General features: G+C 37.5%; 9 protein-coding genes and 1 tRNA gene. 6 read left to right on the top strand and 4 right to left on the bottom strand.

Annotation, left to right across the window (positions count from 1 at the left end; genetic code table 11):
- Window positions 1-154: 154 nt before the first annotated feature.
- A complete protein-coding gene (locus tag MT390_RS04230) occupies window positions 155-559 on the bottom strand; it encodes a CBS domain-containing protein (RefSeq protein WP_166372950.1) in 405 nt (134 codons plus the stop codon).
- A 138-nt stretch (window positions 560-697) separates the two neighbouring features.
- Between MT390_RS04230 and MT390_RS04235 the strand changes: the two genes are divergently transcribed.
- Together MT390_RS04235 and MT390_RS04240 are read left to right on the top strand one after the other, a co-directional pair.
- On the top strand, window positions 698-1,243 hold the full coding sequence (locus tag MT390_RS04235) for a DUF2058 domain-containing protein (RefSeq protein WP_499439759.1): 546 nt from the start codon (window positions 698-700) through the stop codon (window positions 1,241-1,243).
- A 98-nt stretch (window positions 1,244-1,341) separates the two neighbouring features.
- On the top strand, window positions 1,342-3,672 hold the full coding sequence (locus MT390_RS04240) for a PilZ domain-containing protein (protein ID WP_499439760.1): 2,331 nt from the start codon (window positions 1,342-1,344) through the stop codon (window positions 3,670-3,672).
- A 213-nt stretch (window positions 3,673-3,885) separates the two neighbouring features.
- Here the strand turns inward: MT390_RS04240 and serB are convergent, their stop codons facing one another.
- Entirely contained in the window at window positions 3,886-4,911 is a 1,026-nt protein-coding gene (serB, locus tag MT390_RS04245; RefSeq protein ID WP_166372968.1) for a phosphoserine phosphatase SerB, read from the bottom strand.
- Between the two features lie 109 nt (window positions 4,912-5,020).
- On the opposite strand from serB, the gene MT390_RS04250 reads away from it, so the two are divergent.
- From MT390_RS04250 to MT390_RS04265, 4 genes are all read left to right on the top strand, one after another.
- On the top strand, window positions 5,021-5,650 hold the full coding sequence (locus MT390_RS04250; protein ID WP_499439762.1) for an AhpA/YtjB family protein: 630 nt from the start codon (window positions 5,021-5,023) through the stop codon (window positions 5,648-5,650).
- A 138-nt stretch (window positions 5,651-5,788) separates the two neighbouring features.
- Window positions 5,789-5,864: transfer RNA gene (locus MT390_RS04255), tRNA-Val, on the top strand.
- Between the two features lie 195 nt (window positions 5,865-6,059).
- Window positions 6,060-7,322 (top strand): integrase domain-containing protein, encoded by a 1,263-nt coding sequence (locus tag MT390_RS04260; protein WP_499439763.1) that lies wholly within the window; start codon window positions 6,060-6,062, stop codon window positions 7,320-7,322.
- Between the two features lie 210 nt (window positions 7,323-7,532).
- Window positions 7,533-8,492 (top strand): DUF1232 domain-containing protein, encoded by a 960-nt coding sequence (locus MT390_RS04265; RefSeq protein WP_499439765.1) that lies wholly within the window; start codon window positions 7,533-7,535, stop codon window positions 8,490-8,492.
- Window positions 8,493-9,018: 526 nt separating this feature from the next.
- On the opposite strand, the gene MT390_RS04270 is transcribed toward MT390_RS04265, so the two are convergent.
- The gene (locus MT390_RS04270) at window positions 9,019-11,760 is read right to left on the bottom strand and encodes a phospholipase D-like domain-containing anti-phage protein (protein WP_499439767.1); all 2,742 of its coding nucleotides are present in this window, start codon (window positions 11,758-11,760) and stop codon (window positions 9,019-9,021) included.
- Window positions 11,761-11,803: 43 nt separating this feature from the next.
- Window positions 11,804-14,830 carry an anti-phage-associated DUF1156 domain-containing protein gene (locus MT390_RS04275; RefSeq protein WP_499439768.1) on the bottom strand — a complete coding sequence of 1,009 codons (3,027 nt, stop codon included), beginning with the start codon at window positions 14,828-14,830 and terminating at the stop codon, window positions 11,804-11,806.
- Between the last annotated feature and the right edge of the window lie 83 nt (window positions 14,831-14,913).

A 14,913-nucleotide genomic window follows, 5' to 3' on the forward strand; every position in this document is an offset into this window, starting at 1 on the left:
TTAGATGGTATTATTTAAAAGGTCTTAGGCGCTGCCACACTGTTTGTATTACAGTATCTTTAAGGCTTAATCTAGATTTAAATAAACCTAAAACGTGCCAAATTAGCACGTTTTATATGCACTACAACTGATAAATATTAAATAATCGCTAATATTAGTTTTGTTGTAATTGTGACTTGATTGCACCCAGTACAACTTTTCTAGTGATCAAACCAACATAAATATTATCCTCGTCTAACACAGGATACATTTTCGGTTTTTCGTGGATCATCTTCTGTGCCAAATCTAGAATGCTTAGCGTCGAAGGGATACTCAAAGGTGCATCAGACATAACGTCTTCAACCAATGCAGCATGTTCATGGTAGTAACTCGCTTCAATTAACTTAGCAAGGCAATCCTGCTCAGATAACCAACCTACTACATGTCCCGTCTCATCAATAACAGGCCCGCCGATTAAATTAGATAATAATAATTTATCAACAGCCGCTTCTAAATTCATTCCTTTTGTGAATGCAATGCTTTTACCTGTCATAAACTGCTTAACTTGTAAATTTTTCATTATATTCAGCTCCTTGTATTTGAACATATCCTTTGCCCGACACTTCAATCTAACCCTTTTTTAAAAGAAAGTCGATATTTGAAATAACATTATATGCTAAACTATTTCCTTTATATTTCATTAGCAAAGGGTTTCGATATGGCTTCATTACAAGAGCAATTAATGAATTCAGGTTTAGTTAATAAGCAAAAAGCAAAACAAGCACAAACAGAAAAACGTCGACAAGCAAAACAAAAGAAAAAAAAAGGGACGGTGGTTATTTCAGACGTACAAAAAGCAGTACAAGAAAAAACTGAATTGCAAAGACAAAAAGACCTAGCGGATAACCAAGAAACCCAACAACAATTAGCAATACGCGCTGCACATGGTAAATTAATCCAGATGATTGCTCAGCATTGTGAAAAAGATTACCAAGGTGAACTAGACTACCATTTCACTTATGAAAACAAAGTTAAGCGCATTGCTGTAACACCTTCTATTCAGCAGGGTTTAATCAAAGGCTCTTTTGCCATTTGTGTATTGAATGAAGAATTTTATTTAATCAACAAAGAAGCCGCTGAGAAATTACGCGCTATCGACGAATCAGTACTTGTTGCACTGCATGACCAAACAGATAATTCAACAGAAAATGAAGCAGATGACCCGTATGCTGAATTTGCAATCCCTGATGATTTAATGTGGTAGACAACAAAAATATCCTTAGTAATAAGTGACATATAGAAGGTATCGACCTAGAATAACTTTTCAATAACAAAATTTTTGTAAAAAGAGATACTGCATTTATGGACTTTAAGGCTTATCAATCACAAATCAGAACGTTAATTCCGCTTCGAAATAAAGCGGACTTTAGTACTATGCTGGATAAAGTTTTCTTTGGTGAAAGTACTAGTGATAAATTTCTGATCAAGATGGAATTAAGCCGACTTGCCAAACCCTGTTCTCGGATTATAGACCTGCGTGAAAAGGTAACGGATGAAACGCAACAATTCACGCACCAAGATATTATGCATTACCTCACTCCCTCAGCAGATAAAGAATTAACAGCGGCAATAAAACTATATGGCGAATATACCATTGGGGCTTATGAACAAGTATTGGAGCATGTTCAAAAAGTAAAACAGGAAAAATCAGCAAAACCTGTGGCTAAAATAGCACCTGAAGTAGACCCCAATATTACAGAAAATATTCAATTAGATAATCACAGTAAACAATCTGCTGCACGTATGTTTTTTGTATCAAAGATAACTGTCATACTTGAAGATGGATCTGAGCATCAAGCAAGTACATCAAACATTTCTATTACGGGACTTAAAGTAAAGTTATCAGAAAAGTCGAACTACCTTGATGATCAATTCATTAAGGTTAATTTTACTGCTTTAGGTAATGACTACAAAGATAAAGCGATCACAGGGCAAAAAATAACTTATCGTTTAGTTAAACAACAACAAGAAAAAACGGGTTTTTATCTATATTTAAACCTAGAGGACGATAAACCGGCTTTTGTTAATTTCATAAAATTATTTATTCGCAGTAATCAGCATAAATATAAATTAGATGTGCACTATTATTTCCGCCTAGTGCGAGAAAAACTGATTAGAACCAGTACGTTGATGGGCTTAAGTAGCCTCCCGATTTATCTTAATGCAACCCATAGTTCCGCATTAATATTCTCACTCCGTAATCAAGCAAACAAAGAAATTATAGATGATTGGCGTTGTGATAATAGCAATCAACTGCCTTTTTTATTCTCTGAAAAGCGATTAGCCGCAATGTTAAGTATGGCGAAGCCAACACTAGCAACAACAGTGTATTGCTTTACATATATCAGTGAAGGCGAGGAGTTCTTCTTATCAGCGACCGAAGAAGAATTAAAAAAAGAAAACTTAAAGCATTTATTTATTGAGTATGGTCGTACTAAACCTAATTGGCGTTGCTATCATTTAACACTGCAAAATTATGTTTATAAAGCCAAAAAAACATACGGGTTGACAGATATAAAGCCATCAATATTTGATGATATTACGCATGTTGCAACATTAACTGAAATAGCGACTAATGAAATCATTGAAATAGATCATCGTAGTGATGAAAAAAGAGACCTCAATCTATTAAATATTTTTGTGCACCGAGAAAAACAACCAGGCTTTGTTCCTGTATATGATCTGTTTCCCGATGAATTACGCAAAGAAGAACGTTATAGCTTTAACAGTGCAATTAAATTAACAGCTGGGAAAGATATTTGTTCTGGGAAAATAGTCGATTTTTCAACGTCAGGTTTAAAAATACAACTAGGTGCTAAAGAATCCTTAGCAAGACGTAGTTTAATTAAAATTGATTTTATCGACCTACAAAAGCTATCTAAACAATTTACCCTTTCTAACATTGAATACCGTGTGATTTCTTCTGGTCCAAATAATACCTTTCACTTACAGGTAGCAACTCGTGATAGTTATTTAACTATGCACCAGTTCTTTTCAATATTAATTAAAAATAACCCAACACACTTTCAAGTCATCCCACTTAAGGCCAATAAACAACCAGTAACATCGCGTTTAAGGGAAGCTGCAGAGAGTGCGCTGCATCCAGCCTTCTTCTATGTATCAACTCAAAATTGCAAAGCCAAAGTTTCGCTATCTTCAATTGCCGACACGTCTAAGGCACTCAAGCAATTGTTTAATATTAACAGTAAAGATTCATATGAAAATAATCATCTCGCCTTATCTAATAGAAGATTATTAGAGCGTATTTTACATACGCCATTAAGAACTGTTTCAACACTTGAAAATCCATTAAATTTTGAATGCACTATCTACGTTCAAAAAATATTAGTCGCCAATAATAAGTGGAAGATCAATAGCTACTTAGATGAGGACTTTAAATCTAAAGAGAGCAAAAGAAAGTTTATTTTAGATAATAAAGAGCTGAAACAACTGCAAATATTGCATTACCGATTAACTTCCATCAAAGCCCCTGATTTAGCAGTAGTTAGCTCAGAAGTAAATATTATATCTTGTTATGCAAAACATCTTAGCCAGCGCATTGAAGAAGAAATACTAAAAATTAATGCCATGATACAAGTTATAGACAGGACTAAGCAGATACTGGGCGATTGAAGTTTGTTGTAGATAATTATCTTTTGATATTTACTTATAGATAGCTAATTATAAATAATTACCCATAAAAAGCTGTCAGCTAAAGATGGCTGTTTAAAGAAGTAGATCATAAAGGCAGGCATAAACTCATTTTGTTAACCAAGTTAGGCGGAGTATACAAACAATTTGCTCCGCCTATTTAATCTTACAACTAACTAAAGGTTTATTTATTGCTTACTGAGTTTGTAAAGGTAAAGAAGCAATCAGTAAACACAACGCCCCTTCTAGATCTAAGTGATTTAAGGCAACTGCAGCTTTCTCTTGCACAATAGGCTTGGCATGGATAGCAATCCCCATTGCAGAGGCTGCCATCATAACTAAATCATTAGCACCATCACCAATAGCAACTGTTTGATTCATAGGGATATCGAACGATGTCGCTAACTCTTTTAGTGTACGTGCTTTAACATCAGCATTAACAATTTCACCCGTTACCTGACCCGTTAGCGTATCATCAATAATCTCCAAGGTATTCGCATAAGCAGCATCAAAACCGTGGTCCGCTTTTAATCGATTAGCGAAGTAAGTGAATCCACCAGAAGCAATGGCAACTTTCCACTTAGCCGCTTTTAAACCCGCAATTAAAGCCACTAAACCAGGCATGAGTGGCATATTATCCGCGACTTCTTTAATCACCGACTCAGGTGCTCCTGCTAACTTACCAACACGGGTACGTAAGCTTTCATTAAAATCTAACTCACCTCGCATTGCCGCAGCAGTAACAGCTGAAACTTGGTCACCAACCCCATATAACCGCGCAATTTCATCAATACATTCAATCTGTATCGTAGTTGAATCCATGTCCATCAATACTAGGCCAGGTACCGCAAAATTAGGTAACTGTTCAACTAATGCAACGTCACACTCATGTTCAAGTGCAAACGCACTAACAGCTTCGCTTACAACGCTCGGAAGCGTATTCAGCGTTAGGCGTATAAAATTAACGCCTTCGACTTCACCTAGATTAGATAATACAACCTGCGATACAGCTTCATTAATGAGTATTGTTTTTAAAGCAATTAAAGCGCGAGTGCTGATATTTTTTCCCATTAACACTAATTCTGCCCGAGCATAAAATTCATTTTCTGGCGTATCATTAATTAAAAATAATGGTTGTCTCGCTTCAACTGAAGATTGCAAATCTACTTTCCATTGCAAAAATGAGATAGAGTGAGCAGGTACTTGAAGTGTTTTAATCATTTCCACTGTAATATGCCTATTGTTTAATTGCCGTAAAAATATTGCTCACAAGATAGCGATTGCTAATTTATAATGCAAGCGTAGATACGATAACTAAGGGTTTAAATGTATGGTTAACAAGCTTTTCTGGATAAAACGTACGTTACAAGTAGTGACCATGTTTGCATTATTTGCAGTAATTGCTTATCAATTTATCACCCTGCAAAATGAATCTAATGCTGTCCGTTTCCAGCAAACAGAGAAATTTTCTTATTCATTAACCAACTTAGCCGCCGCTGAAGCATCTCGCTATTTATCTCAAAAAAACCAAGAAAATTTACAACTACTGATTGATGATCTCAGTGAAGATCCAATTGTGAGAGATGCCATTATCTACGATAAACTGGGGCAAATACTTTACCAATCTAAAGCATCGATACCTTTACCCGTATTATTAAAAATTGGTGGCAAACAAAGTGATGAAGCAGAGGGTGTTATCCCCTACATTGCAGAACTTTATGACGATGGCACTAAGATAGGTTATATCCGTATCGCTTTGGAGCAGAAACGAATTTTAAGTTTAATTCAAAATTATCAGCAACGTGGATTATCGATAATGTCGTTATTAATCTTACTGTCTTTTATCGCAGGCACATTATTGACCGCCATTTTCTACAAAAAAGTAACCAGTATTTACAGACAACTTATTTCAGAAATCCCAAAACTGATTGAACGCACTAAAAAAGAGGCCACTAAATAACCTTAATTGCGTTTAAAATAGACGAACAACAAGCGTAGCGCACAAAAAAACATCAAACAAACTAAAGTTGGTAAAGTTTCATTGACAGTAGTGCCAAGATGTCGCAAAATCACTTCGCTTTCAACAGCTTCTATATAAGCTCGCTTAACTCAGTTGGTAGAGTGCCGCCATGACATGGCGTAGGTCACTGGTTCAAGTCCAGTAGCGAGCACCAATCTCTTATTTCATAACGTCCCGTAAAGTCCACAAACACCAATCTAAGCCACTAAAATCAACCATTTCAGTATTTTAGGAATCCCAGAACGTCTATTACCGTCTTGTAAAATCTGCATTTTAATGCAACACTGATTGCAACACGATAGATGTCATTGCAACACGGAACAAAAAATACGACTTAGGGATTATTTAAATGGCTAATAAAACCCAACCTTTAACAGCTACTCAAATTCAAACATCACCTTTAAAAACTAAAGAATATAATCTCTATGATGGTAATGGTTTATCTTTACGCATAAAGCCGACAGGTACTAAACTGTGGCTATTCAATTACCAACGCCCTGTCACAAACAAAAGAGCAAGTATTTCTTTAGGGCGTTACCCTGATTTACCTCTAGCTAAAGCAAGAGCTAAAACTAGAGAGTTTAGGCAGTTGCTCGCTGAAGATATAGACCCTAAAGAGCATAAAGAAGCAATACTAAAGTTAAAAAATCAAGAAATGTCTAATACGCTTAAATTAGTATTTGAAAATTGGTTTGCAGTAAAAAAAACAAGTATTAAAGAGTTAACAGCAAGGAAATTAAAACAACGCCTCGATAAATACTTGTTAGCCGATATGGGTAAATACCCAATTAATGAAATAACTGCTCCACAAACAATAAAAGTACTTCAACCTTTAGCCAATGAAGGAAAACTCGAAACAGTGGGGAGAATATGTCGAAACCTCAATGAGATCATGACATTTGCAGTTAATACTGGGATTATCGAACATAATAGATTAGCTGGTATAGGAAAAGCATTTGCAGCTCCTAAAGTAACTAATCAAGCCTCGTTAAAGCCTGAAGAATTACCTAAACTATTAACAGTTTTGAACTATGCGAGTATTAAGCACATAACACGCTGTTTAATAGAATGGCAGTTACACACAATGACACGTCCTTCTGAAGCGGCAGGTACTCGTTGGGATGAAATTGATTTAGAAAATCAACTTTGGAATATTCCTGAAGAACGAATGAAGAAAGGTAGAGCGCACACAATCCCTCTTACAGATCAAACTTTAGTTTTACTTCAAACAATAAAATCAATCACACCTGAAAGTGAATTTGTATTCCCAGGACATACTAGTCGCAAAAAACATGTCAGTAGCCAAACAGCAAATAAAGCATTAGAAAGAATGGGCTTTAAAGGGCAACAAACTTCACATGGCTTACGCGCACTTGCCAGTACAACTTTAAATGAACAAGGCTTTGATGTAGACGTTATTGAAGCCGCCCTTTCACATGTAGATAAAGATAAAGTAAGAAGCGCTTACAACCGTACTGACTACCTTGAACGCCGCAAAAAAATAATGAGCTGGTGGAGTAACCATATTTCAGAAGCATCTAATGGCTCTAACTCTATAACGAGATTACAAGCATTAAGAGTTGCAGGAGTGACACGAAAAACGACTAAGTGACATCACTTAAGTGCTCGTTATATTCAAATTATAAATACGATTAAATTCATATTTTACTACATTTATAAATGTAGCACCCCTCCACCGATGAAAAGTAGGTATATTAAAAACCTGAACTTACTTTTTATTAAAATGTAATAAAAAGTATATTACAGCCCATGAATGGGTAGAATGAAGATATTATTTATATTATTAAGAAAAGGACAAGTAATGGGATTTATTAGTTTGAAAAATAAAGCAAAAGAATTAGCATCAAAAGTTAAAGAAGCTAAAGAACTTATTCCAGATAACATAAAAGAAAAAGCCACTAATGCTACTTCAACTGTATCAGGAAACCTTAATAAAGTTTTTAATAAAGATAAAGTCCAATCTAATTCTAACGATGAAGCAATGAGAGAATTCGACAAACTCAAAAACAACGCAAATGATAATGATTTAACTCGTGTTAATAAAAGTATAGGAAACATGAATAAAGGGGAGCTTAAAAAAATCTGGGATCAAGTAATCTCTCTTTGGGAAATGACAAAAGATCCAACCGCTCAATGGGAGAGCAAAGCAGTTGCTATTGGTGCCTTGATTTATACAATATCGCCTGTTGATGCAATCCCGGATGTAGTACCAATATTGGGATTAACTGATGATGCAGGTGTCATAGCTGCAGCGGTTGCAATATTAGGTCAAGCTTTAAAAAAATATGCTCAAGAGCAGAACCAAAACTCAATCGACGTAAATGAGGGTCCCTCCTTGAGTAATGACATGGAATCACTTAAAGCAATTATATCTGTTTACTCGCAAGCTGCGTACGCAGATGGTGTACTTACAGATGAAGAAGAAAAACATTGTTTTGAGTTAATTGATAATTATATTTTTTCTGAAAATGGACTCTTTCCACAAGAAAAAATAGATAAAATGGATATAAAAAAGAAAGAAATAAATAAAATCATTGCAGATACTTTTGATAACTCGATGTCTTTAAAAAACATATCTAAATATGCAATTGAAAACGAGCAAGAAGAACTATTTTATTTTTATGCTTACTCAATAATTTCAATTGATGGAAATATCGGAGATTCAGAAGCACAATTTTTAGAGCAGTTTTCAATTATGCTAGAAATTACGAAATTCGATAAAAATAAAATAGAAAGAAATTTCGTAAAGTTAATAGCTTAAAATTTACAAACTGTATCCTCTCTAGTTGCTACATAGCAACTAGAGAGGATTCTCAATATCAATCATTACAAGATTCGTAGCAAGAATTAAAATTTTAGTAAATTCATACGTTCTAATAAATACACTTTATATACCTGGCGATCAAAATAATAAATTAGGTGTTGGATTACTCGATTTAAGTAGTGAATGCCACCAGCAATATGAACTTTTTAATCCACAAAATACTGACTCATCAATAATGAAGCTACTTGACAATATCAACTATAAATACGGAACAGATACTATGTACTATGCAAACAAAAGTTAGCTGAAAAATGGAGTATGTGAAGATAATTTTTAACACCTCAATATACAACGATTTGCAAGATATGCCGAAGATTGTCTGTAGTAAAGTTTCTAACGTATTATTTGATAGAAATAGAAGTTAAAAAGAACACCGAAAAGTTTACTTTCGTTTTGACCTTATGACACTGCTTAACAACTTCCCAATCTGATAAATTGGGAAGTTGTTTAGTGATCAATTATTTTACTCGCCCCACCCTGAAGTCATTAATTCACTGAAGTCTCTTCTGGATAGAACGTTAGAGCAGTCTCGCCAGTCTTTGTCGGACGGTTCCATTGTGGTTGTATAACGAAGATCAAAACCATTAGCTTTCTTTTGAGCGTCTATGTATTCATCCATTTTTTCACCCATCGTTTCAATATCTTCTATCCACTCATCTTTAATAGTATCTGGCAATGAGCCGAATAAGCCGTAACGGTCCAGCATACGTTCAGAAAGCTTTTCATACACCTTTTCATCGACGGTCTGTTCATTAACCAAATTGAGCATATCAACTTGGTCTCGAACTTGTCCAAAGCGTTTGATCCTGCCTATTCTCTGCTCCAGCTTGGTTGGATTCCAAGGAAGATCAACATTTATAAGCGTTCCTAACGTTTGTAGGTTCAAGCCTTCACAGGCTGCATCTGTAGCAACCATGATTTCTAATTGATGTTCTGCGACCATTTTCTTTAAGGTCTCACGCTCAATATTTACACTATCACCTTTTTGGTACAGACGACTTCTCCCTGCACCAGCATATAATCCAACAGCTTGATTTGGGTACCGCTCTGCTAAAGAGTCCGCAATCCATTTTGCTGTATCATAGTATTGACTGAAAATAATAACGCCATGTTTAAGCCAACCTTCCAACTCCAAGTAATGTATTACAGCACGTAGTTTAGGATCTTCATCAATACTTTCTAGTCTAGCGATCATCTGTTCAAGAACAGCTATTTCTTCTGGGCTTTCCGCTTTTAGCTCAATGAATTGCTCATCACTCTCTTCCTGTACGGTGCGCCCTTCTAGTAACATTTTAGCAGTGTTTAAACCGGCAACAATGCTTGAACAAATGCGTTGCTCCATTAGGTTTTTCATAAAACCACTACCTTTGCCGCTTTGCGCAAGCGCTTTACCAAAGTTCCGGGCTTCTGTATAAGCCTGACGAAACTCTTCGCTAGTAATTAACGCCTTACCCGTAAACAAACTGCCAAACTTATGCACTTCTTTGGCTAATTTCCTATCTGGGTGAACGTTTACACCAATACGAGGGAGTAGGTTTGCTTCCTCTAACGTCACACGTTTACGTAAAACAATATGGCGAACGAATGGATTCTCGCGCTGAAAGAAACTAGCTCCTGCAATGTCACGATCTAGCTCGTCTTCTAGATAGTCTCTAGAGTCATCAGATAAATCAGTTAATGGGGTTCTAATATCTGACTTTCGATTATTTAGTAAATCAAGATCTTCTCGAATGGACCTAAATAGTTTCCGCGAATGTTTCTCGTTGCTAGAATCAACCATCGGTAGTGGGGAACGTAATAACTCCCATGCAAAGCTAGGCTCACTAACATGCTGTTCACCAGACAAAATAGGTAATACATCTTTTGGACGATGCCACATGGCTAGATCATTCCCTAGAACAAAATTTCCTTCTCCTTGATGCAATATGCCCATAAGGTCCCAAAGGTCCTCTGAACACGTTTGAATAGGTGTCGCCGTGCCCAAGATCACATGGTCAGAACGCTGAGCCACATTACGCATAAAAGTGAGTAAATTATTTGGGCTCCCAGCTTCCTTTCCAAACCCTTGTCGGCTTCGAGCCTTATGGGCTTCATCAAGAATGGTAAGACCAAATCTCAAACCTAAGAGGTGATCTTTCTCTAAAGACTCTTGCATCATTAGACCTGTTGAGACTATGCCAATACGTAGAGGGCATTTTGCGATAAACTCCCGACCTGAAGGCGATATCACTCGCTCATCCGAATCTACCCAGGCTTTTTTTTGTGTGTGCCATCTAGCACACGGGATACCTAACTTGTCTATCATCTCTGTTTGCCACTGTTCACAAAGTGTCGCAGGTGCAAAGATAATAACGGGTTTACGCTTTTTGTTTTCTTTATCACTAAGAAGGCAAAGACTCAATGCGGCGGTCGCCATTGATAAAGTTTTACCTAGCCCAACCTCATCAGCAATAAGCAAGCGTACGATGCCATGGTTGCGATAATGACGAATACACTCGGTAACAAAACCTTGCTGCCAGGGCCTTAGTGAAAACCCTTGGCGATAGAGCGGTGATTCAATCAATGCAGCTGGTGCTACGTCATCTTCATCATCAATCTCATCAAATACGATTTCACGACGATATCCACGGCGCTTAACCTCGCGTATTACTGCATCGGGTAGCTGACGAGCGGCGTTCCACAAGTATTCGAACTCTTCTTCTATCCATGCTACACCCTCAGGAGAATCATCCTCCCAAAGGATCTCATAGTGCCTTTGCCAGCCACTACTTGTTTCATTCATTGAACCCATGAAGCCCAGTTTTCGGCCATCCTCACACTCGATGACTCCAGCTTTACCATGTAGAAACCCACACACACTGTCAGGTGCAACCCTAATGACTTGCCCGTGTTTAGCTAAAAAGCTATCAAGTCTTCGATAACGGTCACGATTAAGCAGAGCTTCCGTCTCTATGTCTTGCTCATTCCAGCGTCCAATCATCTTAGACTCTCGAAGCTGAGCTACTTTCAAGTCGTCAGGGTGAATATCCACGTTACAGACGATTTTCACCTCAGGAATCGCCTCAATAAGCTCATGAGCCACCTCAAACAAAGAGCTTGTAAAGTAACCCGCTATGCGTTTATAACTGCGGGCACCTTTTAGATGTTCAAGTAAAAAGCTACTATCAAGCCGATGAGTTCGCGAAGAAAAACGTCTGATCGTCATATATTATTTTCCATTACACCATGAGTAATTCATCATTTATCGCTTAGTTTCCTAACGCTCGCATATTGCGTAAACGAGCACCCAGAACTTCCGCGACATCACGGGTAGTTTGCTCTGGCGCTTTGTTTTCAATGAACTTCAGAATATCGAACAAAACTGGTCGAATCTCCATAAAGTCTGGTAGCTCTTCCTGAAGGTGGCTAATCACAGTTTGAGGTTCTGCTTCGGCTAATAGTTGCTGTAAACCTATAATTAACTGCCCTAACCAAGTGGAACCTATCTCATTGGCTTCAGTTAAATCACGAGATACAAACTCTGGGATTCGTTTCAATTGAGCTTTGTTGGCAGCCATACTTCCCATTACACGAGTGTAACCTTCAACACGGAATGCCTTAGCAAAGTTTTGATAGTTATCTAACTTGCCAGATCCTGTGGTTTCAATATCCATCATTCTTAAGTAAAAACGTTGAATACCACTTAGTTTCTGCCAAGTGTCGGCGCTTAACCCTTCTGGTACTAAAAGACTGTTAGCAGCCTCTGCCGCTTGTTGGACGATTTCATCGACTACGGTTACTTCGCCTTTAGTGCGGGGGCGTAGTGCAAACGCTGTCACGTCCTCACCACCAATATGGGTATAAGATGTAAGCACTTTTAATGCCGCTGCATAACCTGCCATCTGTAAGTCAGAATCATTAAAGACTGGTTCGCCCATTTTATCTTTCACTTCATTGTTCAAATGCATCATGGTTTCGATCTGGTTTTTCACTTCAGCTCGAACGGCAGGTAACAACCGCTGCTTGAAACCAGATTTTTCACCTGCTGGACGTTTGCGTAGCATCAAAATCACAGTGCCTTGAACATAACCACCTTTTTTAAGCTCAGAAGTGGTTTCTGTTGCAATATACCACGCACCAATAACCTGTAATCCAGCGGCCCAGAATATGCTGACCATATCAGACCAAACACCAGTATCTTGGTGAGTGAACATTACACATTGCATACCGTTATCAGGCATATATTTAGCCATCGCGCTATATGAGTCAACCATTCCTTTTCGGAAATCATCACCACTTCCTTTTACAGCTAGAGCTCGACGAGAGTCCCAAATCCAATCTGAAAATTCGTCTGGTTGATTTTTCCGTAACCAAGCAATAAAAAATTCTGTAATCTCATGATAATGTACAGCATCTGCGTATGGTGGATCAGTAACCCATAAGTCTGACTCACGACAAATAGAATCAGCCTTTGATGTACGAATATCTACATTAACTCGCGCATTAAAAGCTCTTTCCTTTTCAGGAAAAGTCTTAAAGAATATATTTTCAGTCAATATATAACTTGAATATTGGCCATAATTGTTTTGAGTGTTTAAAGCTTGGTTTGTAAAAACATGTACAGGGCCTCCATCCCACTTTGTACTAGTCCCCCAGCCACAAAGCTTTGAATGAAAATCCAAGCAATTCGCTATTCCTAGTAACGTTTCAGGTTTATTGCTTAACTCAGCCAGCAATGCAAAAAAAAGAATCTGACGAGCATTGAATAGGTGATGCCAATGCGTCCATCCTCGTTCTCGTATAGGTTGATCGGTGTTATAACCTGATTCAATAGCCATATCAGGTACACATCCTTCTTTTTGCCAATGTCCAATATTTTGAGAAACGACCTGATTAACTACCTGCTCTCGCTTTAAGTCAGCCTCAGATACTGATGAAAAAAAAGTTTCTTCTCTTGATTTTCCTATAGTATCATTAGTTATCCACTGAACAGCGTACAATCGTTCTTGGAATATATCATCTTCAGCAGGCATGAAATCTGTTTTATCCCATCTCCTGAGTCTATTGGCATTATTCCCCTTAGAATCTGTATAGTCACCTCTAATCGTTTTGATTGGTGTTCGATAATTTTTGCCATCTAACGTATAAACAAGGTGTCCGTCTTGAATTGTACCTGATTCCGCTTGCTTCATTTCCTCTTTCGACACACCGCTTACTACTTCAATGTCAAAACGTTTGAGTTCATGATTTGGCTTTAACTTTGCTACTATATTTCTCATCTTTGATATTGCCCAGCTTGGTGCCATTGGCACTAGCCAACCGGTTTCAGGGCAACGAGTCTCAATACAATATAAGTATGCTTTTGTACGATTACCTGCCTCGTCATGCTCTATTCCTAGATCAGATATTTTTTGGTCTAGTTTATTCAGAATGACTCTTTGCTCTTCAGCTATTTGTTTTCGTCTATCTTGGCTTTCACCAACAATATTCATTGCCCCCCAAGTCAGCATACATGCTATTGGGTTCAAGTCAGAAGCGTTAACATCACATCCAACTCTAGCTGCTTCAAACGGTATAGAGCCACCACCACTAAACGCATCCCCTACTCGTGGGCGTGCCCCATACCTTAATAATCCCAACTGTTCCGTAAGCTGATCTATAGATTGGGCATTTATTCCTAGGTGAGCATAATGAAAGTTAACGTTTTGCCAAACATGCTCATACAACCAAGCTTGATCAACTTCTTCAGGTCTCTTCGTTTGTAAAGACTTAGCTTCGTAATCATCAAATTTCTCCAAATACTGCTGTATTAAACTTAATTTATCATTCTCAGTAACATCTCTACGCCAGCGTAACTTTATTCCTTCAGAGTCTGAGTTCAATGGGAACTGCATCGATGCAACATCAGAAAAGCGTTCGTCTTCTGGTTTGACATTATGTAGAAAATAGTCCCATGGAGAGCTAAGAGTGATTGATCTAGCAAAATCTTTAGGTTTAATTGAATTCTGAATCAAAGCTCTTTTTGCAAGACTCAATGAATCAAAAGCCATTAACTGTTCAAAAATTTCTAAGTCTTTTTCTTTGTTATCCGTTTGCGGTAAAAGGCTACCCAAAACAATTGCTCTGACTAAGATTAAAGGTTTGCGACCTTTCCAGTATGAACCTATGGATGGTAAAGTTTGAGCTGGTCCAGATTTACGTTCTCGTTGAGCTTCTGCCGATACTTTTTGCGCAGGAAATACTGCTTCAATAAGAGCGGGGGAATCTTTTAATGCAAAAGGCGTTAGTTGTGCCATTTAGTTTAATCTCCAAAAAGAGCGATATGTTCAAAAATCGCTCTATGTTTATTTAGATGCATTTGAGGGCAAAACTTTATCCC

It is taken from the genome of Vibrio sp. 2-Bac 85, from assembly GCF_037546705.1.
GTDB lineage: Bacteria > Pseudomonadota > Gammaproteobacteria > Enterobacterales > Psychromonadaceae > Psychromonas.